Source organism: Neobacillus sp. BF23-41, assembly GCF_041106275.1.
Window position 1 is genome coordinate 91,488 of the sequence record NZ_JBGBPR010000003.1, and the last position, 21,446, is coordinate 112,933.

Here is a 21,446-nt window from a genome sequence, read left to right on the forward strand (position 1 = left end):
CCTTATAAATATAGGCTTTTTTGTGACAAAAAGGAAGGTATAAATTGGAATTCATTTCCTAAAAATTTGATACAAAAAACTCATCCCGTTAATGGATGAGCTCTTAGCTTTCTATTTTTATTGTTCCTCGTGAATCAAGAACAATCGGCAAAATAATTGTTGATTTTACTATTTTCGAGGCAATAAAAAGGAAAATGTCGTTCCTTGACCGAGTTTACTCTGAACAGAAATATGACCACGATGTGCATCCATAATATTTTTAGCTATGGCTAGTCCAAGTCCTGTTCCTGCTCTTCCTCTCGTTCGAGCTTTATCCGCCTTATAAAACCGTTCAAACACAAAAGGTAAATCTTCGTCAGGAATACCCGCCCCAGAATCTTTCACTCTAATCATTACGCCCTTATCTTCTGAAGTCACACTTAATTTAACAGAACCGCCTTTAGGTGTATGTCTTATCGCATTATCAATTAAATTTGTGAGAACCTGTTCGATTCGATCAGGATCAAAGGAAATGGAGGTGATTTCATTATCTATCTCTGCAAATAATTGAATTTCATTTTCTTTAGCTAATCCCTGGAACTTGTGGATAATTCGATTGATAAAAGAAGAGATATTAGTTTCCTCCATTGTTAATTGAAGATGTCCTGCTTCCATTCGGGCTAAATCTAGCAATTCATTGACAAGCCGGCCCATACGCAAGGATTCATCATAAATGACCTTTGCCATTTCCTTTTTCTCTTCTTGGGATTCAGCAATATCATCAACGATTGCCTCACTATAGCCCTGCAACATCGATATTGGCGTTCTAAGCTCATGAGAAACGTTTGCAATAAAGTCTTGTCTCATTTTATCTAACTGTCTTTCCTCGGTCATATCCCGCAGAACGGCTACTGCACCGCGAATAAAACGGTTACTATATAATGGACTAACTAGGATGACCCAATGTCTGCCTTGGAATGAAATTTCACCCATTTGTTCTGCTTCAGTATCGACTGCTTGCTGAAATAGATCCATTACCTCTGGTGGTATGGCCTCGGAATCCGTACTAATTCCACCCATTTCATAATACCAATATTGAAGAAAGCGGTCTGCTGGAGGATTGGTGATTAGAATCGCCCCATCCCGATTAAAGGTAATAACACCATCTGCCATACTGCTTAGGATACTCGATAATTGCTCTTTTTCTTGGCTAAGTGCACTCATATTGAATTTTAATTGTCTTCCCATTTGATTAAATGCAGTTGCTAGTTCCCCAATTTCATCATGTGTAAGGATGGGTACTTTTGTATCGAATTTCCCTCTGGCCACTTCAAAGGCTGCTTCTCTCATCTTTCTTAACGGAGCTGCAATTCTTGTGGACAAAAAGAAGGCAAAAATAGTTGTAAGGATAATAGCTACACCCGCAACAAGTAAAATAAATTTAGTTGTTTCATGGGTTGTTTCTTGCATTACTTCTAATGATTGATAAATAAAAACGGCACTTTTTTCTTCCCCGGGCAAATGCAAAGGTACACCAATAATTGAATACTTTGCTTCCTTTTTATCTTCATTAAAGGAAAGGGTGGAAATTTTTTCAACAGTCCTATCTTTTTTTAATACTTGTGATAATTTCGGGTCATTTTTAATATCAGTAAAGGATAATCTATTTGAAAGATTCGTGTTTGGAGAGTAATAGATTTCACTCTCATTTTTAACAATTACTACATTGTTGACATTATCAATAATTTCCCAGGATATCTCTAATCCAAGTGGTAATTTTTCATTAGGATGTTTTTCTAAAACATTTGCAATTTTCTCAGCTGTATTAGTCAAATCCTTTTTCATCTCAAGAGCATTGTAGTTTTGGAAAAATTCAAGAAGCATTATTGTTAAGATGAATAGCACAAAAGATACTAATAAAAGGATCGTTAACCATAGCTTTCCTACAACACTTCTTAATAATGTCATTCATTAATAACCTCAAATTTATAGCCTACGCCCCAAACTGTAACAATCATTCTTGCAGCTTGTTCAGATACCTTGTTTAATTTTTCACGAAGACGCTTTACGTGCGTATCAACTGTACGTAGATCCCCGAAAAATTCATAATGCCAAACTTCTTTTAGTAACTGTTCACGGTCAAAAACCTTATCTGGTGCCTTCGCTAAGAAATAGAGCAATTCATATTCTTTTGGCGTTAAACTTACTTCTTTACCATCTGCTGATACTCTATGTGCATCATTATCAATGGTTAAGTGTGGAAATACAATGACGTCTTTCGTTGTCGTTTCCGTTTGCAGGTAACTTGTTTGTGAAGACCTTCTTAACAAGGCTTTGACACGCAAAACAACTTCTCTCGGACTAAATGGTTTGACTATATAGTCATCAGTGCCCACTTCAAAGCCTTGGACTCGATTAATTTCTTCCCCTTTAGCAGTAAGCATGATTACCGGTGTTGCCTTCTTTTCTCTTAATTCACGACAAACTTCAATTCCGTCTTTCCCTGGCATCATTAGGTCAAGAAGAACGACATCATAGTCATTAGCAAACGCTTTTGCTAATGCCTCGGTTCCATCTTCTGCTTCATCAATTGTATAGTCTTCACGCTCTAAATACATTTTTAATAAACGGCGAATCCTTTCCTCATCATCTACAACTAAAATTTTCACGTCTTTTTCCATTATAAATCCCCCCATGGAGTTTATTTTACAAAACGCTATTGTTTTATGCCATATTTTCGTGCTAATTACTCCTATAAAAAGTGTCAATAATTTGACAACGCTAACTACACTAAAAAATTTTATAAAAAGCCTTCACTTTTAATAAGTGAAGGCTATAATATTTTACCCAAGTCCTAATTGTGAATGCTCAACCCGCATAGGAATGTAAGCCAGCAATAACGAGATTGACTGCAACAAGGTTAAACATAATTATTACAAAGCCGATGACTGCTAACCATGCAGATTTTTCGCCATGCCACCCTTTGGAGAGGCGAAGATGTAAAAATGCTGCATAGAATAGAAATGTTATTAAAGCCCAAACTTCTTTTGGGTCCCATCCCCAAAATCGTGACCAAGCCATTTGTGCCCATATCATTGCAAAAATGAGTGCGCCCAGAGTAAATACTGGGAAACCGATTAATACAGAGCGATAGCTAATTTCGTCAACAAAGTCTAGTTTAATGTTTTTAACTAGCGGTTTTAGTGCTGCAGCAATTCGTTTTCGTAATATTAATCTAATTAAGCCATAAATAACGAGTCCCGCCATTAATGACCATATTACTGTATTTAATTTTTTGGCATTAATAAAAGCTGGTACCTCGAACAAAGGCTTAAATCCATCTTTTGTTAGTAAGTCTCCTTCATGCGGACCGGAAATGGCAGGCATCGTATATTCAACAACTGCCTCGTTATCGTGTTTATCAACCCAATTAAATTTCTCATGGTAACCCAACCCTGAAAATATCGAAGATACGGCAACAAAACCAAGTACGGCGACTAATGAAAACATGACCATTTCAAGCCAAAAGGTTTGTTTGTTGGATTTTGTTTGATCAATTGCCTTTATGAGATAAATAAGCCCTGCCGCAAAGCTAATCGATAGAATAGCTTCCCCAATAGCCGCAGTAGTTACGTGAATATGTAGCCAATAACTTTGTAATGCGGGTATTAATGGCGTAATATCCTTTGGAAACATACTTGCATAAGCGATAACCAATAGGGCGACAGGCATTGTAAATAATCCTAGTAAGGTTGTTCGATAAATAAAATAAATGACAATAAATGCACCTACAAGCGCCATTCCGAAGAATGTCGTGAACTCAAACATGTTACTAACTGGAGCGTGACCCGCAGCAATCCATCTAGTGATAAAGTAACCCAGTTGCGAAACAAAACCAACAATTGTTAACAGTACAGCAATCTTTCCCCATCTGTTGGTTCCTTCCTTTTCATTCGCTTGCTTCTTTGATTTAATAGACCCTCCGAAAAACAGGGTTGCAACTAAATATAGTATAAAAGAAATAAATAATAAATTACTACTAATCGTTGCCAACTAGACACTCTCCTTATCCTTAGGTTTATCAGTATCTTCCCTTTGAACTTGATCGTCTGGCATTTCAAGTTTCGTATCTGTCAAAACTGTTTCCATTTCTTTTTTTAGTCCATACCAATTTTTGTTTGTATGAGCTGCAATCCAAATTTGTCCATTTTTGTTTTGAATCCAAATTCGACGGTGATTCCAATAGGCTCCTTGCATGACGCCAATCATAAATATGATTCCACCTAATATAATTGCCCATAATGTTGAATCCTTCCGAACAATAAATCCTGAAACATTCTTTGTTTCGATTCCTTTGAATGCCATTTTATATTGATTAGCCCCAAATGGCTCGATGGTTTGCTTGATGGCAACGAAACTTGTTTCCCCTTTTGGCTTTTCAGGGGATACCATCCGGAAGACAAAGGCAGGGTTGTTTGGAACTCGTGATTTTGTTGTTGGCTCCCCATTTTCCGCAAATTCGAAATCTGGAAAGTAGTTTAGAATTTCAACAGAATAGCCATTACCAAGATCATACTTCATCTTCGGATCTGTAAGATCAATTTTAAGATCGTTAATGGCTTTTTTCGTATTTTTATTTGTTAATGAAAATGACATCGTATTGAGTTCATTTCGGAATGAAGCTTGGAAGACAGAATAACCTTCAAATGTGAGAGGGAGATTTACTCTTACCTTATATTCGGTTACTTTCTTGAGCTTTGGTTTCTCGCCAGGTAGATTATTTCCAACACGCTTATAAAGAACAACATTCGATTGATAATTTTTCACAACATCTCCAGCCATATTAATAGCCTTTTCAAATGTTTTGTCTTTATTTTTATCATAGTGTTCTAAAATGAATTTGTTATTTTGGAGATAGAACTGTCCTTCTGTCTCAGGAACAAGAGCTGTTTCTCCCTCCCTGACCCAAAGGTTCTCATTAACATACATTCCAGGAATAAAGCGCAGCATCCCGCCGAGTAAGAAAATAATTAATCCAACATGGTTTACATACGGACCCCAGCGAGAAAAACGCCCTTTTTCAGCTAAGATATCTCCATTTTCTTCGCGGACATGGTAACGTCTTGCCATTAAATGCTTCTTAATTATCGTAAGATCATTTTCATCTGCACTTTCGTTCACACCAAAAATGCGCTGACGTTTTAAAAAACCTTCGTGTCTTGTAACCCTTTGGGCCTTAAGGGCCTTATATAATGGCACTACCCGATCGAGACTACAAATGACCAAGGATATACCGATCATCGCAATTAATAATAAATACCACCAGGAACCATATAAATTATTAAAACCTAATTGGTAATATAATTTACCAACCCAACCATATTCCTGCTCGTAATAAACATCTGCAGGCAAGTCTATATACATTTCCTGCGGCAAAATCGTACCAAGTGATGAAGCAATTAAGGTAATAATAATCAGCCAAACGCCAACTTTTACTGATGAAAAAAAGTTCCATATTTTATCAATAAATGTTTTATTATATGTTTGTGAACGTCTTGCACTTCCTTCATAGCGCATATCGAGAAGTTCTGCTGGGCTAATTTTCTCATCCAGCACTTTTCCGCATGCCTCACATAAAACAGTTCCATGTGGATTTACATGCCCGCATTCACATTTAACATCTTTCATTGAAAAAACTCCCAACAACCTAAGGTTTTATTTTCTCCATAAATTCCCTAATTTTCTCTTCTGTTAACTCACCCGTATAATATTTAACGACCTTGCCATTCTTATCAATCAAAAATGTAGCTGGCAGCGGATCAATACCATAAGTATTCATTACATCCTTATCTGTATCAATCATAATCGGAAAATCCAGCTTAAGTCGGTCAGCAAATTGATTAACTGCAAGTTTAGATTCTTGAATATCTACTGTTAAAACTTGTACCCCTTTGTCCTTATACTGATGATACTGATTATTAATATACGGCATTTCCTTTTTACAAGGCGGGCACCATGTTCCCCAGAAATTTAAGAAAACCCCTTGGCCGCGATAATCGGAAAGCTGATGTTTATTTCCTTGCATATCAACTAATGCAAAATCAGGAGCTAAGCTATCAACCGCCACTTTTTGTTTATTATCTTTTGTAAAATTAGCATATAGCGTATAAACAACGGCAGCCCCTAGTAAAAGTAGTATGATAGTTCTTACAACTAATCGCCGCTTTTTCAATTAATTCCCCTCCAGTAAATCACATGACACAGTTTGTCTAATTATAGCATTTTACAACACAAATACAGTGTAAATGAAGAATAGCATTTGTGACGGTTTTATGAATTTTTTTTGGTTGAGCCTAACCCCAGTGCCCTTAGCTGCTTTACTTCATGTGGGGTTAGCTCTCTTGCATCGCCCGTTTTTAAACCATTTAGTGTTAAGAAGGCATATCGTTCACGCTTTAATTTCAATACATCATGACCAATTGCTTCAAACATCCTTCTAACTTGACGATTTCTACCTTCATGGATGGTTATTTCAACAATGGCCGATTGTTTTTTATTATCTGCTGAGAGCAATTTCACTCTAGCTGGAGCTGTTTTACCATCTTCTAGACGGATTCCTTTTTCAAGCTTCCTTAGATTTTCCTTTGAGGGAGTGCCTTTTATTTTTGCAACATAAACTTTGTCTATTTCACTTTTCGGATGCATGAGTAAATTAGCAAATTCTCCATCATTCGTTAACACTAATAATCCTGATGTATCATAATCAAGGCGTCCAACGGGATAAATCCTTTCTTTTAAATGCGGAAAGAAATCCGTCACTACCTTTCTGCCCTTCTCGTCGTTCACACTTGAAATAACTCCTCTTGGTTTATATAAAAGGAAATAAACAGGTTCTTCTTTCTCAATCTGTATTTCATTTACCTCTACCTTATCAGATGAAGATACCTTCAGACCAAGCTCTGTAACAACCTTTCCGTTAACCTTTACACGCCCTTCTTTAATTAAGTCCTCAGATTTCCTTCTTGAAGCAATGCCCGCTCGAGCAATTACTTTTTGCAATCTTTCCATTCATTCCACCTCGAATTTATCTGTATAAAAAATAAGATGGCTCCATAGAGCCATTGGTTTCCTTTTCAGAAATAGTAATTTCCTTATTACTAGGGTAACGAACACAGAAACCTATCCTAATGAATTATGACATAATTTCTTCACTTTTCAAAGTCACGGGTATTATTACAGAAAAATATTAAAATAGCATGTTCAAATTGAACATGCTCATTCATTTTATATTATTTTGTTCCAAAAAACATCGAAATTACTACAATTGCAGCGATAATTCCGACTACGTCGGCAAGTAGACCTACTTTTAGGGCATCCCCCATTTTTTTTATTCCAACTGCTCCGAAATAGACGGTTAAAACATAAAAGGTTGTGTCTGTACTCCCTTGCAAAACAGAAGCCAGGCGGCCAATAAATGAGTCTGGCCCATAAACGCCAATTAAATCACTTGTCATTCCCAGTGCAGCATTTCCAGAAATAGGCCTGATAATCAATAAAGGCACTATTTCCGCGGGTACTCCAATTGATTTCATCATCGGTCGAATCCAATTCATTAAAGCGTCTAATGCACCGGACGCGCGAAAAATTGAAATGGCCACAAGCATACCAACAAGGAAGGGAATAATTGAAAAGGCAATCTTAATGCCTTCTTTTCCACCTTCAACAAAACTTTCATAGGTTGGGACGCGTTTGAAGGTACCATATAATAGAATAAACCCAATTAGTAAGGGGATAAATGTTAACGAAATAACCGATATCATCTCCATGTTTTTTCATCCTTTTCTGCTTCTGCGATAATAGAAATAACGGTCAATTAAGATTGCACCTAGCGCAGAGATAATGGTTGCTATAATCGTTGGAACGACTATCTCAGTAGGAGATGCAGAATGATAATTCATTCTAATCGCAATGACAGTTGTTGGAATAATGGTAATACTTGCAGTATTAATTGCTAAAAAGGTAACCATGGATCTGCTCGCTGAATCCTTTCCCCCATTTAACTTTTTTAGTTCTTCCATCGCTTTAATACCAAGAGGAGTGGCTGCATTTCCCAAACCGAACATATTAGAAATCATATTTGATAAAATATAGCCCATTGCTGGATGGCTTACAGGTACTTCAGGAAATAATCGTTTGACAAGCGGTCGAAACAGTTTAGATAGACGTTCTAAAAGGCCGGACTCCTCCGCAATCCGCATCATTCCAAGCCAAAAGACGAGAACGCTGATAAGTCCAATACAAAGGGTCACCGCTTCTTTCGCACCATCAAATATTGCTTTATTCACTTCAGCCATTGTCCCATTGAATAGCGCGAAAATAAACCCAACAACAGTCATAAACACCCAGATATAATTAACCATTGGACTTTACACCAATAAAGATAAGAAAAATTTCCTTTACAAAATCCAACAATCCTTTTTTCTGCTCGGGCACATTCTGATAGTAAATCGGAGTTTCTTGAACAACTCTTCCATCTAAGTAAACTGCTGCCTTTCCAACAATTTCTTCATTCTTCTTGTCATTATCAAATTTTTTGACAGGCTTATTCAACTTATATTTAATAGAAAATAAGTCCATTTCCTCGCTCGTTACAGGATAAACAATTGATTTCTTTACGTATAAATGATTCTTATAATACTTATTTTTTACATCCTCAATTTTACCCTCAGGTAATACTTCAGCCATATCAAACCCTTTAAATCCACTCTCATACATGGAAATATGATCATTCCAATCGTCTGGTCCGTTCAAGGTTACTGCAATTAGGCTCATATCTCCTTTTGTTGCAGTTGTTACCAATGTCCTTTTGGCTCGTTTGGTATAACCTGTTTTCCCACCGGTTGTATATTTATACTTTGTTAGCAAGCGGTTTTTATTTTTCCAGACACGGTCCCAATCTTCTGTGGGGTTTGGTGCTCTATATACCTTTGTACCAGAGATTTTCTTAAAGGTTTTATCCTGCATGGCATAGCGCATTAACACGGCCATGTCATAGGCTGTTGAGTAATGGTCTTCACGGTCATCAAGTCCATGTGGATTGGCAAAATGGGTATTTAACATCCCGATTTCCTTTGCTTTTTGATTCATTAAATAGGAAAATCCCTCTACACTTCCCCCAACATACTCGGCGATTGCTACAGCCGTGTCATTTCCGGACCTTAGCATCAACCCATATACTAGGTCCTTAAGCTTAATTTTTTCGCCTGGCTTTAAATAGACTGACGATCCTTCTGCACGAGTCGCTTGTTCGCTAACTCTTACATATTGATTCATTTTCCCCGATTCGATTGCTAGTTTCGCAGTCATTATCTTCGTTATACTTGCGATTCTTCTTTTTGTGTAGGCATCTTTCTCATAAAGGATACGACCTGATTTCTGCTCTATCAAAACCGCACTTGCTGCACTTACGGAAACTGAAGCATCCACCTTTTGAGGAATGTTAGCAATGAATATTGAGACTATGAGGGAAAACATAACTAGCTTCCAAATCATTCTCATTAGATTAACCTCGTCCCCTTGTAAAGTTATCTCGCTTCAGTGCCAAAGAAGGCACTTCTGCATTTCATTTTTCTTGTACAAGTTTATGCAGGACGAGGCTTGTTATGACAATTTGCTGAAGAAAAAGAAAAGCAGACGACAATTTGCCATCTGCTTAATGTTTTTTTGATACCCTAAAATGCTGTCCATTTGATGTCCGCTGCTTTTTCAAACCGCATTTCTACATCATGCCAATTGACTAAGTTCCACCAATTGTCGACATAATCCGGCCTTTTGTTTTTATATTGAAGATAATAAGCATGCTCCCAAACATCTAATACTAAGAGTGGAATGGTATCCCACTGGGTCAATAGCATATGTCGTTCAGATTGCAGTATCTCTAAATGCCTTGCTCGTGGAGACCAAACTAATATGGCCCAGCCTACTCCTTCTACTTGCTTAGCCGCTTCAGAAAATTGCTTTTTAAACGCCGCAAAACTTCCAAAGTATTTCTCAATTTCACCTTTTAACAGTCCTTTTGGATGATCCCCGCCATTGGGGCTCATGTTTTTCCAAAAAATTGTATGAAGATAATGTCCAGACCCATGAAAGGCAAGCTCTCGTGACCAATGTTTAATTAATGAAAAATCGTTAGTTTCCCTTGCTTTTTTAAGATTAATTTCTGCTTTATTTAATCCATCAACATATGCTCTGTGATGCTTATCGTGATGAAGCTTCATGATTTCCTCTGAAATATATGGTTCTAGTGCATTATAGGGGTAGGGAAGGTCAGGGAGTGTATGGCCCCCAGCGGGTACAACTTTTTCTGCCACCCAAATGACTCCGCCTTCTTGTTTTCTTTTAAAATAATCTTCCATTTGCTCATGGATATGCTCAGCCTTCGCTTGAAGGCTTAGTAGCTCTTCATTTGATAATTGTCTGCCTGTGTTTTCGATTAATTCAGTGAAATTATCAAGATGTTCCCATAAATCAGAATTTCCTCCCTCCTTTTCTGATTGAAGAAACTGTTTCATTTGCTCATTCCACTCAAACAGTTCGTTTACATAACGACTAAAACGATCCATTCTATCCCTTCTTCCTGACAATAGGATGCTTTATAAGTAGCCTACCTAGATGGTATGAGGGTGAGAGCAAAAAAAGAACATGATAAAAGGCCGCCCTAATAATAGGACCGCCCTTTCAATGATAATCTTATTTTGATTGGATCATTTTTGTTCGATAATCTGTTTCATAATACTCAAGTTCTTCCCTAATCCTTTGAAACTCACCTTCTAAACTTTTGACCAACTGTACAATACTGTCAGAAATGTTTCGATAAAACTTGATAGAGTTTCTTCCCGTGTAAGCTGACCTGCTGTCTTCGAACCAGGCATCATTCTTCGGTGAGAAAAACTCTTCAATACACTGATGATAAATTTTATAAAGAGTTTTTTCTGCTGCTGCTTTTTGAAAAGGACTGCCTTGCAAAATTACGGAGCACGCATCTAAACCTTCTTCACTATAAACAATTAATTTCCGTAAATTTGCAAAGATTAATTTATTATAATTACGATCTTCTTCATTTTCCAAGTCTAATTGCGAAAGCGTTGCTTCATTTAAAAAATCCTCTAATGTTAAAATTGACTTCCCTAAAAAATTCTTTACCTCATTTAATTGTGTTTTTACCAATGTATTGCCCATTGTTAACCCCCTAAATTTTTACTTCGTAAACATTGCTTATTTTGGCTGCATAATGAACTCTAGCGGAGAACGAAGCTCATATTCTTTCTTTTGGTTAAGAGAAAGAAAAATTTCAGGTAATTTATTATAATTGATATCTTGAAAATAAGAAGCAAATTCCTGCTTTGAATTAATATAAAGTCGTTTTCGGCTGCGCAGGCCTGGATTTTTCAAGAGACATACAAGCGCTACGATGTCTTTAAACGAAACCTCATTGTTATCCTGAACCATAATCGGGTCTTGCTTGTACGGAGTGAATTCATGTAAGAATTCATCGAAATACCTAACATATAAAACGTGCAGCGTTTTTTCCTCACCATCTTCAGAAAAAGTAACGATGCTTCTGTTAAAAAAGTCCTCAGAAGTATTTGATTGTTCCTTTTCTAATTCAAAGCCTTTACACTCTTTAATTAACAAATTAATCCCACTCCTTGGCCAATGACAATATCACATGTAAATATCTTTTTAACATGTCGTGAAAGAATTGAATAATTAACCTACATTTATTTTATCATAAAATTAAGTAAGTATTGGAAAATTAAGAATTAATCGTCTCCTGAAATTTTTCAAAAAATAGATCTGCCTCTTCCTGAATAAATTCATCTTCTGCCTTTTCGGGAAGCTGGGGTAGTTCTTCAATACTTTTCAGACCAAAGTAGTCCAGAAACTCTTTCGTTGTTCCATATAAGTAGGCTCTTCCAGTACCTTCTGCACGGCCAACTTCTTTTATTAACGCTTTTGCCATTAGTGTATGCAAAGGTCTTTCTGTTTTCACACCGCGAATTTCCTCAATTTCAGCTCGAGTGATTGGCTGTTTATAGGCAATGATGGCCAATGTTTCTAGCGCTGCCTGTGACAATGTGGAAGTATGGGGGGAATCAACAAGTTTCTTTAGATAAGTTGCATTTTCTTTCTTTGTTGCAAGTTGATAGGTACCAGCAAGCTGGACCATCATAATTCCCCTTTTGTTGTCCCGCTCATATTCTTTTTTCAGATCCTCAATGATTTCACTTGCCTTAAGTTCATTCACTTCTAGAACCTCTGCTAGCTGTTTCAGTGAAAGCCCTTCATCCCCTGCAGCAAACAACAGGCTTTCTAGGATACTGTTCCAGTTAATGATTTCCAATCATTTCTGCCCCTTCCTTTACGGCTTTAACATAAATATCTCCAAAGTTCTCTTGTTGCTGGGCGTCAATCTCTTTTCTTTTAATAAGTTCCAAGACGGCCAAAAAGGTTACGACGATATGGTCCTTAGCCGGATAGGGAAATAATTCATTAAAGTTTTTTTGTCCTTTAAGCTGCTTAAGTTCCACCATAATTTCTGTCATTCTGGTTTCTATAGATATTTCCTGACGAGTAATCTTCGTTGCCATTGGACGCTGAAGTTTCTTTCGTCGCATTAATTTTTGAAGTGCAGCCAGCATATCATACAGAGAAACATTTAACTCCTCTTTTTCCGGCTGTTTCTCTTTCGCAAACTCAGAAAGATCACTTGGCGGCTTTGTATACATTAGCCCTCGTTCCACTTCCATGGATTTTAAGTCATGGGCTGCTTCTTTATATTTTCGATACTCTATTAAACGCTCAACAAGTTCGTCTCTTGGATCTTCTTCGAATAACAAGTCAGGATCCTCTACATCGAGAACTTCCTCATGCTTTGGTAAAAGCATTTTACTCTTAATTACCAGCAACGTCGCAGCCATAACTAAAAACTCGCTTGCAACATCGAGCTTGAGCTCATTCATTGTCTTTATATACATTAAGTATTGCTCGGTTATTTCGGCAACCGGAATATCATATATATCAATTTCTAAACCATTAATTAAATGGAGCAGCAAATCTAATGGTCCTTCAAATGCATCAATTTTCACCTGGTATGGCATTATAACTCACCAAAATTCTTTAAAATAAGTTCGTTGATCATTCACTTCGACTATTAATAGTATAGAGGATTAAATAAGGTTATCCAATAGAAAAATCAACTTGGCGAGGGAATATTATCAAAACATGATGATTGCCCATAACAATGGACAAATATCCTACATATGATGACAAGGAAAAGAACAAAACATTTTTTAGGAGGTAATGAATATGTCAGAACACGGATTCGGATCCGGATTTGCGTTAATTGTAGTTCTATTTATCTTGTTAATTATCGTTGGTGCTTCCTGGGTCTATTAATTAAACATTAGGAATTGTTCAGGATTACACATATTACTGTTCACTAAGGCTACCAATATTAATTAGAACTACTTGCCCGTCAATATTGACGGGCTTTTTTTTTGAAAAGTAAAATTCTAATATTATAAAGGAACCATTTAACTGTGATAAACTATACTAAACATTTTGTAAGGGGGAGAATTGCTTGTACCCGAGCGAGTATATACATTTTTTAGCTCATTTTCATGGCGATCGTGATTATTTCGAGTGCCATGAACTACTTGAAGATTACTGGAAAAAGACCGATCCGAGAAACAAGGATTCCGTCTGGGTCGGTTTTATTTTATTGTCAGTATCTGCTTATCATCATCGTCGAAGTAATTTTAGCGGTGCTGAACGAACATTAAGAAAAGCAATAATGATACTTAAATTACAATCGGATTCATTGACAAAACTCGGATTAAATAAAGTGGATTTTTACCACTTGTTAAATAGACAGATTTCTGCATTACAAAAAGGAGAATCATATAGAAGCATTTCCTTACCCATTTGTGACCCCGCCTTATTAGAATTTGCGAAAAAGACATGTGAACAAAAGGGGTTTATTTGGGGAAATGAAAGTGATCTTACAAATAACTCCCTTGTCCACCGTCATAAATTACGTGACAGATCCAGTATAATAGAAGAAAGAACTCGGTCATTAAAGACGCGGAAAAGCAGCGAATAAATTTATTATTCGCTGCTTTTTTGAATGTAATCTAGCAAAAATCACATTTTTCGATAAAAGCTGCTGTATTTTCATTTGCAGTAATTTCTTTTTCTGCATACATTTCATTCAGTGCTTTAACCATTTTTTTACCGATTCCCTGAAAACGATGCGAAGGATTCACGGAAATATGAAGGATTTCTATAGAATTGGTATCATCGTGATTCAAGACACCCAAAAGCCCTATTATATCTTCTTCTTTCCAAAGAAAAAGCTGCAAATGCTCTTCTGTTTCATATTCCTTCATGGTTTGTTGGAGCTTTTTTAAGTCTTTTTCGCTGGGCATAAAGGATAATAAACCCATTGCAATTTTTTCGAATGTTCTTTTATAACGAATTAACATTTAGATCCCTCATTATATTAAATAAACCGATAAAATATTTGGTTTAACAATAGTATATTTTTACCAAGAAAATCAATATTAAACATTATTCATTATATGTAGTCGCAGATATTATGTTTCATTAATCACCATGATACATAATAAATGGTCAATCATCAATAAAATTATTCTTAGTGTCTGGGTCCAATAAAAATCCAATAAATAATTCCCCATAGAACGGACAAGCCAATAAGAATACTAAATAACACCCAGTTAGTTCTCTTCATGAAAAGCTTCCTCCAAAATAAGTTTTGAAGATGTTGTACATGACTTCCATTCTACACTAAATTACAAAAATAATCTATTCTGCTTATATCTACTTACAAATTTTGTATTTTTTTTGTTAAGATTAACTATCTATGAAACTTCCGTGTGGATATTTACGTTATTATTATTGGATTCGGTTATATTAATTAATAAAAGAGTCTCAACAATTCTTTACTACCTTTTAGAATTACGAGGAGGAAACTATGAAGAAAATTCTTATTTACTTATTGTTAAGTTTGCTACTTATCAATCCAGTCCGCACTTTTGCTGATATAGCTGAAGGTGACATGATTGTTACATTAGGTGAAAATTTAACAAATGAGCAAAAGAATAAACTATTAACGGAAATGGGTGCTCCAAATGATGTACAAATAGTAACTGTATCGAATCAGGAGGAACATCAATATTTAGGGAAATACGTATCAAAATCATTCATCGGCACAAAGGCCATATCATCATCTGCTATAACCATTCAAGCTAAGGGGTCTGGGATTACCGTTGAAACTAAAAATATTAACTGGGTTACGGACGAGATGTATGTCAATGCCCTTATCACTGCGGGTGTTAAGGATGCAAAAATTTATATAACATCCCCGATTACGGTTTCTGGAACGGCTGCGCTTACAGGTATCATAAAAGCCTATGAAATATCAGCTGATAAAACGATTCCTGAAGAAGTAAAACAAGCGGCAAACCAGGAAATGGTCGAAACCGCTAAATTAGGAGAATCCATTGGTGACAAGAACGCTGCTGCATTAATTGCGAAAGTGAAAGAAGAAATTGCTAAGAATAAACCAAAAAATGATGAAGAATTACAAAATATCATTGAACAAGCTGCAAATGAATTAAATGTTAAACTTACCGATGAAGAAATGAAACGATTAATGGACTTTTTTAATAAGCTCAAAGATTTAAACATTGATTGGAACCAAGTTAGCGACCAACTTAATAAAGCTAAAGATCGTATTTCTAAATTTCTTCAATCAGAAGAAGGACAAGGTTTCTTAGAAAAAATTAAACAATTTTTCATTTGGCTCATTGATGCCATTAAATCCATATTCTCCTAATTAAACCAGAAAAAGCTGCCACTTCAAACGAAGTGACAGCTTTCTTTATTTCAACGGCAAATCATGGCGTAGTAAGTCTTCGTAGGTCTCTCTTTTTACTACCAGTGTTGCTGTTCCATTCTCTACAAAAACGACAGCCGGACGCGGAATTCGATTATAGTTATTTGACATTGAATAGCCGTAGGCACCTGTGCAAAAAACTGCGAGTATATCCTCTTCTCCAGTTTCTGGAAGCGGCAAATCCCAAATCAACATATCTCCAGATTCACAGCATTTCCCAGCGATTGAAACAGTTTTATTCGCTTTCGTTAATGGCTTATTTGCAAGAACAGCTTCATATTTCGCCTGATAGAGTGCAGGTCGAATATTGTCACTCATTCCGCCATCAACCGCTAAATACTTTCTAACACCAGGTACTTCTTTGGACGAACCCACTTTATAAAGAGTAATTCCTGCATCGCCAACAAGTGAACGACCTGGCTCTATCCAAATTTCCGGCATTTTTAAAGAGTAGCTCTCCGTTAACTTTTTTACTTCCCGAATAATTTCACTCACATATTGGAATGGTTGTAATGGTTCATCTTCTTTTGTATAGCGGATCCCGAAGCCTCCGCCCAAATTTAAAACCTTTGCTTCAAAGGAAAGTTCCTTTTTCCATGCTTCCATTTTTTCGACAATCTTTTTTGCAGCTAATAAAAAGCCAGTTGTTTCAAAAATTTGTGATCCAATATGGCAATGGAGTCCAAGTACATCAAAGTTTTCAATTTCAAGCGCCATTTTTAATGCGTCTTCCGCTTGTCCATTTTGAAGATCGAACCCAAACTTCGAATCTTCCTGCCCAGTTAAAATGTAATCATGCGTATGGGCTTCGATTCCCGGAGTTACCCTTAGCAGGATATTTACATGGGCATTTTTTTCGATCGAAATTGCTTTCAATAGCGCAAGTTCCGAAAAATTATCCACAACAATACAGCCGATTTCCTGATCCAGTGCCATTTCTAACTCTTCTCTGCTTTTATTATTTCCATGAAAATGAATTCTCTCGACTGGGAATCCTGCAACCAAAGCAGTATACAATTCACCACCAGACACTACATCAAGTGATAAACCTTCTTCCTCGGCGAGCTGAATCATGGCAATGGTTGAAAAAGCTTTACTGGCATAGGCCACTTGTGCCTTAATATTTTGTTCTTCAAATGCCTGTTTAAAGGACCGTGCCCTCTCGCGCATTAATGCGACGTCATATACATAAAGGGGAGTTCCAAATTCTTTAGTCAACTCAACAGAATCAACTCCGCCAATTTCTAAATTTCCATTTTTATTTACCCCTGTTGTCCCGTAAAAATACATTCCCTTCCCTCTCTCTCAATCACTCACTATAGTTTATGCGGACAATCATAAAAGATAATAATAAATAGACAGAATCTGCAAAAGATACTGCCTATTTTCACACTTTATCCCTTTATTTAATTAAAAATACTTTAGCATAACTGCTAGAAAAGTGCAATTATTTCTCGTTCGCTTTAGGCGGCTGCCTGTATCGGTTTCTAGGATGTACAATACTAGGTCTGAGAAAGGAGCCTGGTATTGCTCTACGGACAATTATCTGCAAAAATCCTTTCGGCTCAAAAGGTAGGAATGGCCATAAATAAGGTGTATTAAGGGCACGTATTTTAACAAGGAAGAGAAAGAATACCGTAGCCCCAATGATAAATCCAGGCAAATGGAAGAATGACACAAGAATCAACAGTGTTAATCGACCGATTTTGTTTGCTACGCTTAACTCATAACTAGGTGTTGTAAAAGAGCCAATCCCCGAAACGGCGACGTACAAGATTACCTCTGGAACAAATAGACCTACACTAATAGCAATTTGCCCAATCAATATTGATGCGATTAAGCCCATTGCTGTAGAAAGCGGTGTTGGTGTATGAATTGCCGCTAATCGTAAAAATTCAATCCCAAAATCCGCCAAAAATATTTGAACGATAATGGGAATATTGGTCTGTTCATTCGGTCCTATAAACGAGAGTTTTTCAGGTAATAATGAAGGTTCTAATACGAATAACAACCAAAACGGGAGTAGAAAAATAGACGTCCAAACACCTAAAAAACGCATCCAGCGCATAAAGGTTCCCATTGCCGGTGATTCCCGGAACTCCTCAGCATGCTGTAAATGATGAAAAAATGTAGTCGGGGCGATAATAACACTTGGGGAGGTGTCGACATAAATAACAACATGCCCTTCAAGAATATGAGTGGCAGCAATATCAGCACGCTCCGTATATCTTACCAGTGGAAATGGATTCCATCCCTGTTTCAGGATGAACTCTTCTATTGTTTTATCAGCCATTGGAATTCCATCTGTTTCAATTGCTTTTATTTCTTTACGAATAATATTTATCATATCTGGATCTGCAACATCTTCTAAGTAACCTAAAGCCACATCTGCCTTTGACCGTTCGCCTACCTTTAGCATTTCGAAGCGCAGTCGTTCATCTCGAATTCTTCGTCTTGTTAAAGCTGTATTCAAAATAATGTTTTCAACAAATCCATCACGTGATCCTCTAACTACCTTTTCTGTATCGGGCTCTTGAGGCTGCCTGCCTGGGTAGCTTCTAACATCAATGGCAAAAGCAGTATTTTCCCCTTCCATTACAACAACAATCAATCCAGATAAAACCTTGTCGACAATGATATCCAGCTGGTTAATCTGTTCAACAGATTGATTAACTAGTCTATTTTCAACAATCTTAAAGAGGTCTGTCGATAATTTTTCATGATAATTGATTTCTACTAATTCTTTAATCAATTGAATAATGTAACTGGTATCACATAACCCATTAACATAGTAAATATGGACGTCTTTTTTGAGGACTTTTAATTTCCTTACTCCAAAATCAAAGCTTACCCCAAGGCCCACCCGTTGTTTCATATAATTTTCTATTTCATTTACCGATTCCGGGATTGGCCATTTTTGTTCGTTACTTCTTGACATGAAAGCCACTCCTTTCAAGTATAAGCTCCACTGCTTTTTTCGTTATCGGGGAACCCTGCTTGTAGGAGTCACGTCTTGCCATTTTTCCAATATCCCCAACGCCTACGATGATAGGTACCTTCAATTCATCGAGGCAGTAAACAGTGTCACCATTTATTCTCCCGATTTCAAGCTCTGGTATACCAAATTTATCTACCCCATATGGTGTTAAATTCCCATCACGATCGATGCTTACGTCCACCCTAGCCCATTCTTCATGTCTTGATTTTGCTGCGACAGCAATGATGCCCAGAACTTCAATTTCTTTATGTTGAGCAACAAATTTCAATGCATTTTCACCTGCGCCTTCTCCAACTATACCACTATCATCAAACATCACTAATACAGGATCGTGAGGAGTCTTTTTTATTAACTTGACTATTTCAAGTCCAGTTAATGTTGACGGATTTCCTTGGGAACTGGATATACACCTGCCGCCAATTTCTCTAGCAACATGCTCTACAGCCCTCTTAGCATATTCGTCACCATCAGTTATTAAAATAACACGCCTCCGAATGCTCATTCTGTGATGTCCTTTCATCAGAAAAGCGTAAGCGCCTGCTAAGCACTAGTGCTAGACTGTTTTCAAAAGTTTTAATGATGAACAAAATAAACCCATTGGAAGATAGATCCAAAAATCTTCCCTAATACGATGGCCATAATTAATATGGTAATTTCTCCATCTAATCGGATTCTTTTGGCGAGAATGGGGAAGACATTTAATACCTCTGTAAGAGCGGCAGCCAACATTCCATAAAAAGTCCCACCGGTCATTCCTAGAAAAATTAATGGGAAGGAAGGGATGTTTAAAACAGGGTCCCTTAGGCTCGCTCCTACCCCCGTGAGCGCTCCTAAGAATACTGCCCATTCATAGTGATGAATCATTTTCATTGTTTTACTAAGTTGTGTTAGTCTCGGGATAACTCCGAGCACCGTAAGAAAAGCTACAAAACCAGAACCCACCGCCAGTCCGCTTGCTACACCTAAAAAGATAATCGCTAAAATACTAATCATCATTGATTTTTTTTATACTTTCTTTATTTTCATGGATAATTACGTAATTATCTAAATCCATTTGGTAATTAAACATTTCTACTTCTAGAGGACTGGGTTCTTCATTAATACGTTTCTTAAAAACATGGTTAAAAAATAGTATCATTCCTAAGCCTAAACCAATAGAATAGGGGATTTGAAACAGTAATGGTTTTGTTTCTTTTTTTCCAGTAATGATGGTATATAATTTTTCTTGGACACTCTTCATACTTACATCATCATGAAAATTCATGATCGCCATGGCAGAACCAAAAAATAAGAGAAACCATATTAAAAGAAAATAGGGAATGAAAACTCTCTTTTTCTTATACGTGACTTCAATGATGGTTTGCGCAGGACCAATGGTTTGAACTTCCATTTCTCCAAATTCTCTTTTTAATATGTGGATTACTTTCATGACATCTATGATGACTATATTCTGGTCCGCATCTGTTAATTGATGGATCATCATAGTTTGTAAATGTGAAAGAACTTCATCAGGGGCAATGACTTGGGCAATATCCTTTAACAATACTTTTTCTTCAGGCGGTGTTTGGACACGATTCCGCATGCGGATGTATATTGTTTCTTCCAAAACATTCACTTCCCACACAATGATTTCCTCGTATAAATAGTATGAGTAATAAGCATTTTTTTCATGAAATCCAAAAATTTCCAAAGTTATTCAACAAATGAAAAACCGTATGAATCAGAGATCCATACGGCCTTTCATTTGCTGCAATATTTTTTTTTCAAGTCGCGATACTTGTACCTGAGAAATCCCGAGCCTAAGGGCGACTTCAGATTGTGTTTGGTCCTTATAATATCTTAAATAGACAATAAGTCTTTCACGTTCATCCAATTCACGGATAGCTTCCTTTAAGGCAATTTTATCAAACCATTTTCCATCATTACCGTCATCAATTTGGTCAAGTAATGTAATCGGGTCCCCGTCATTTTCATAAACGGTTTCATGAATGGAAGAAGGTGTCCTGCTTGCTTCTTGAGCAAGGATTACATCCTCCGGTGTCAGCTCAAGATGGGCTGATATCTCGTTAACGGTCGGAATTCTTCCAAGCGTTTTCGATAAATCATCCTTCGCTTTTCTGATTTTGTTTCCCATTTCTTTCAGTGAGCGGCTAACCTTAACGGTTCCATCGTCACGGATAAATCGCTGGATTTCACCAATAATCATTGGAACTGCATATGTCGAAAACTTTACATCATATGAAAGGTCAAATTTATCAACTGATTTTAATAATCCGATACAACCAATCTGGAATAGGTCATCAGGGTCATAGCCCCGATTAAGAAACCGTTGGACAACAGACCAGACCAGACGCATATTCTTTTCAACGATTAAATCCCTTGATACTTGGTCTCCGTCTTGGCTCTTTTTGATGAGCTCTTTTACTTCATGGTCCTTTAAATATGTTTGACCTTTATTGTTCTTAACCTCCACATCCATTGGCAAGTCTC

Annotated in this window: 24 protein-coding genes; 3 read left to right on the forward strand and 21 right to left on the reverse strand. The window is 36.8% G+C overall.

Annotated features, from left to right (window positions below):
• Positions 1–168: 168 nt before the first annotated feature.
• The 14 genes from AB7942_RS06205 to AB7942_RS06270 form a co-directional block, all read right to left on the reverse strand.
• Positions 169–1,947, reverse strand: a complete 1,779-nt coding sequence (locus AB7942_RS06205) for an ATP-binding protein (protein WP_369446213.1) — start codon at positions 1,945–1,947, stop codon at positions 169–171.
• A complete protein-coding gene (locus tag AB7942_RS06210; RefSeq protein ID WP_369446214.1) occupies positions 1,944–2,660 on the reverse strand; it encodes a response regulator transcription factor in 717 nt (238 codons plus the stop codon). Before AB7942_RS06210 ends, AB7942_RS06205 begins: the two co-directional genes overlap by 4 nt.
• Positions 2,661–2,847: 187 nt before the next feature.
• Positions 2,848–4,032 (reverse strand): c-type cytochrome biogenesis protein CcsB, encoded by a 1,185-nt coding sequence (ccsB, locus tag AB7942_RS06215; protein WP_369446215.1) that lies wholly within the window; start codon positions 4,030–4,032, stop codon positions 2,848–2,850.
• Positions 4,033–5,667 (reverse strand): cytochrome c biogenesis protein ResB, encoded by a 1,635-nt coding sequence (gene resB / locus AB7942_RS06220; protein ID WP_369446216.1) that lies wholly within the window; start codon positions 5,665–5,667, stop codon positions 4,033–4,035.
• 19 nt (positions 5,668–5,686) lie between these two features.
• Positions 5,687–6,211: a thiol-disulfide oxidoreductase ResA gene (gene resA, locus AB7942_RS06225; protein WP_088088838.1), complete on the reverse strand. Its 525-nt coding sequence runs from the start codon at positions 6,209–6,211 to the stop codon at positions 5,687–5,689.
• A gap of 98 nt (positions 6,212–6,309) precedes the next feature.
• A complete protein-coding gene (gene rluB / locus AB7942_RS06230; protein ID WP_369446217.1) occupies positions 6,310–7,047 on the reverse strand; it encodes a 23S rRNA pseudouridine(2605) synthase RluB in 738 nt (245 codons plus the stop codon).
• Positions 7,048–7,268: 221 nt separating this feature from the next.
• Positions 7,269–7,805 (reverse strand): spore maturation protein, encoded by a 537-nt coding sequence (locus AB7942_RS06235; RefSeq protein WP_369446218.1) that lies wholly within the window; start codon positions 7,803–7,805, stop codon positions 7,269–7,271.
• A gap of 6 nt (positions 7,806–7,811) precedes the next feature.
• The gene (locus AB7942_RS06240; protein WP_214718944.1) at positions 7,812–8,399 is read right to left on the reverse strand and encodes a nucleoside recognition domain-containing protein; all 588 of its coding nucleotides are present in this window, start codon (positions 8,397–8,399) and stop codon (positions 7,812–7,814) included.
• Entirely contained in the window at positions 8,392–9,537 is a 1,146-nt protein-coding gene (locus AB7942_RS06245) for a D-alanyl-D-alanine carboxypeptidase family protein (protein ID WP_369446219.1), read from the reverse strand. Before AB7942_RS06245 ends, AB7942_RS06240 begins: the two co-directional genes overlap by 8 nt.
• A 173-nt stretch (positions 9,538–9,710) precedes the next feature.
• Entirely contained in the window at positions 9,711–10,601 is an 891-nt protein-coding gene (locus AB7942_RS06250) for a superoxide dismutase (protein WP_088088844.1), read from the reverse strand.
• A gap of 127 nt (positions 10,602–10,728) precedes the next feature.
• On the reverse strand, positions 10,729–11,217 hold the full coding sequence (locus tag AB7942_RS06255; protein WP_369446220.1) for a YpuI family protein: 489 nt from the start codon (positions 11,215–11,217) through the stop codon (positions 10,729–10,731).
• Positions 11,218–11,253: 36 nt separating this feature from the next.
• Complete coding sequence (locus AB7942_RS06260; RefSeq protein ID WP_369446221.1) at positions 11,254–11,673, reverse strand: hypothetical protein; 420 nt, start codon at positions 11,671–11,673, stop codon at positions 11,254–11,256.
• Positions 11,674–11,794: 121 nt separating this feature from the next.
• Positions 11,795–12,382: an SMC-Scp complex subunit ScpB gene (gene scpB, locus AB7942_RS06265; protein WP_088088847.1), complete on the reverse strand. Its 588-nt coding sequence runs from the start codon at positions 12,380–12,382 to the stop codon at positions 11,795–11,797.
• Positions 12,369–13,139 carry a segregation/condensation protein A gene (locus tag AB7942_RS06270; protein ID WP_088088848.1) on the reverse strand — a complete coding sequence of 257 codons (771 nt, stop codon included), beginning with the start codon at positions 13,137–13,139 and terminating at the stop codon, positions 12,369–12,371. The genes scpB and AB7942_RS06270 overlap by 14 nt, the downstream gene beginning before the upstream one ends.
• A 208-nt stretch (positions 13,140–13,347) precedes the next feature.
• Between AB7942_RS06270 and AB7942_RS06275 the strand changes: the two genes are divergently transcribed.
• Positions 13,348–13,437, forward strand: coding sequence for a YjcZ family sporulation protein (locus AB7942_RS06275; RefSeq protein ID WP_066363308.1), 90 nt, complete (start codon positions 13,348–13,350; stop codon positions 13,435–13,437).
• Between the two features lie 184 nt (positions 13,438–13,621).
• Positions 13,622–14,143, forward strand: coding sequence for a DUF309 domain-containing protein (locus AB7942_RS06280; RefSeq protein ID WP_369446222.1), 522 nt, complete (start codon positions 13,622–13,624; stop codon positions 14,141–14,143).
• A gap of 31 nt (positions 14,144–14,174) precedes the next feature.
• Here the strand turns inward: AB7942_RS06280 and AB7942_RS06285 are convergent, their stop codons facing one another.
• On the reverse strand, positions 14,175–14,525 hold the full coding sequence (locus tag AB7942_RS06285; protein WP_088088851.1) for a GNAT family N-acetyltransferase: 351 nt from the start codon (positions 14,523–14,525) through the stop codon (positions 14,175–14,177).
• Between the two features lie 509 nt (positions 14,526–15,034).
• Here AB7942_RS06285 and AB7942_RS06290 point away from each other — a divergent pair.
• Complete coding sequence (locus AB7942_RS06290; protein WP_335720125.1) at positions 15,035–15,898, forward strand: DUF1002 domain-containing protein; 864 nt, start codon at positions 15,035–15,037, stop codon at positions 15,896–15,898.
• A gap of 45 nt (positions 15,899–15,943) precedes the next feature.
• On the opposite strand, the gene lysA is transcribed toward AB7942_RS06290, so the two are convergent.
• The 6 genes from lysA to sigF form a co-directional block, all read right to left on the reverse strand.
• Positions 15,944–17,248: a diaminopimelate decarboxylase gene (gene lysA / locus AB7942_RS06295; protein ID WP_369446223.1), complete on the reverse strand. Its 1,305-nt coding sequence runs from the start codon at positions 17,246–17,248 to the stop codon at positions 15,944–15,946.
• A gap of 157 nt (positions 17,249–17,405) precedes the next feature.
• A complete protein-coding gene (locus AB7942_RS06300; protein WP_335439949.1) occupies positions 17,406–18,896 on the reverse strand; it encodes a spore germination protein in 1,491 nt (496 codons plus the stop codon).
• A complete protein-coding gene (gene spoVAEA, locus AB7942_RS06305; RefSeq protein ID WP_142292239.1) occupies positions 18,883–19,452 on the reverse strand; it encodes a stage V sporulation protein SpoVABEA in 570 nt (189 codons plus the stop codon). The genes AB7942_RS06300 and spoVAEA overlap by 14 nt, the downstream gene beginning before the upstream one ends.
• A gap of 77 nt (positions 19,453–19,529) precedes the next feature.
• Positions 19,530–19,952 carry a stage V sporulation protein AB gene (locus AB7942_RS06310; protein WP_369446224.1) on the reverse strand — a complete coding sequence of 141 codons (423 nt, stop codon included), beginning with the start codon at positions 19,950–19,952 and terminating at the stop codon, positions 19,530–19,532.
• The gene (locus AB7942_RS06315; protein WP_088090534.1) at positions 19,942–20,562 is read right to left on the reverse strand and encodes a stage V sporulation protein AA; all 621 of its coding nucleotides are present in this window, start codon (positions 20,560–20,562) and stop codon (positions 19,942–19,944) included. Before AB7942_RS06315 ends, AB7942_RS06310 begins: the two co-directional genes overlap by 11 nt.
• A 114-nt stretch (positions 20,563–20,676) precedes the next feature.
• Complete coding sequence (sigF, locus tag AB7942_RS06320; protein ID WP_088088857.1) at positions 20,677–21,435, reverse strand: RNA polymerase sporulation sigma factor SigF; 759 nt, start codon at positions 21,433–21,435, stop codon at positions 20,677–20,679.
• Positions 21,436–21,446 lie beyond the last annotated feature (11 nt).

Excerpts from the sequence above, each read along its gene's own strand:
- AB7942_RS06290 (WP_335720125.1), top strand. The coding sequence starts at position 15,035 with ATGAAGAAAATTCTTATTTACTTATTGTTAAGTTTGCTACTTATCAAT.
- AB7942_RS06245 (WP_369446219.1), bottom strand. The coding sequence starts at position 9,537 with ATGAGAATGATTTGGAAGCTAGTTATGTTTTCCCTCATAGTCTCAATA.
- resB (WP_369446216.1), bottom strand. The coding sequence starts at position 5,667 with ATGAAAGATGTTAAATGTGAATGCGGGCATGTAAATCCACATGGAACT.
- AB7942_RS06240 (WP_214718944.1), bottom strand. The coding sequence starts at position 8,399 with ATGGTTAATTATATCTGGGTGTTTATGACTGTTGTTGGGTTTATTTTC.
- AB7942_RS06310 (WP_369446224.1), bottom strand. The coding sequence starts at position 19,952 with ATGATGATTAGTATTTTAGCGATTATCTTTTTAGGTGTAGCAAGCGGA.
- AB7942_RS06235 (WP_369446218.1), bottom strand. The coding sequence starts at position 7,805 with ATGGAGATGATATCGGTTATTTCGTTAACATTTATCCCCTTACTAATT.
- AB7942_RS06270 (WP_088088848.1), bottom strand. The coding sequence starts at position 13,139 with ATGCCATACCAGGTGAAAATTGATGCATTTGAAGGACCATTAGATTTG.
- AB7942_RS06250 (WP_088088844.1), bottom strand. The coding sequence starts at position 10,601 with ATGGATCGTTTTAGTCGTTATGTAAACGAACTGTTTGAGTGGAATGAG.
- lysA (WP_369446223.1), bottom strand. The coding sequence starts at position 17,248 with ATGTATTTTTACGGGACAACAGGGGTAAATAAAAATGGAAATTTAGAA.
- AB7942_RS06300 (WP_335439949.1), bottom strand. The coding sequence starts at position 18,896 with ATGTCAAGAAGTAACGAACAAAAATGGCCAATCCCGGAATCGGTAAAT.
- AB7942_RS06275 (WP_066363308.1), top strand. The coding sequence starts at position 13,348 with ATGTCAGAACACGGATTCGGATCCGGATTTGCGTTAATTGTAGTTCTA.
- AB7942_RS06285 (WP_088088851.1), bottom strand. The coding sequence starts at position 14,525 with ATGTTAATTCGTTATAAAAGAACATTCGAAAAAATTGCAATGGGTTTA.
- rluB (WP_369446217.1), bottom strand. The coding sequence starts at position 7,047 with ATGGAAAGATTGCAAAAAGTAATTGCTCGAGCGGGCATTGCTTCAAGA.
- AB7942_RS06210 (WP_369446214.1), bottom strand. The coding sequence starts at position 2,660 with ATGGAAAAAGACGTGAAAATTTTAGTTGTAGATGATGAGGAAAGGATT.
- sigF (WP_088088857.1), bottom strand. The coding sequence starts at position 21,435 with ATGGATGTGGAGGTTAAGAACAATAAAGGTCAAACATATTTAAAGGAC.
- AB7942_RS06205 (WP_369446213.1), bottom strand. The coding sequence starts at position 1,947 with ATGACATTATTAAGAAGTGTTGTAGGAAAGCTATGGTTAACGATCCTT.
- AB7942_RS06255 (WP_369446220.1), bottom strand. The coding sequence starts at position 11,217 with ATGGGCAATACATTGGTAAAAACACAATTAAATGAGGTAAAGAATTTT.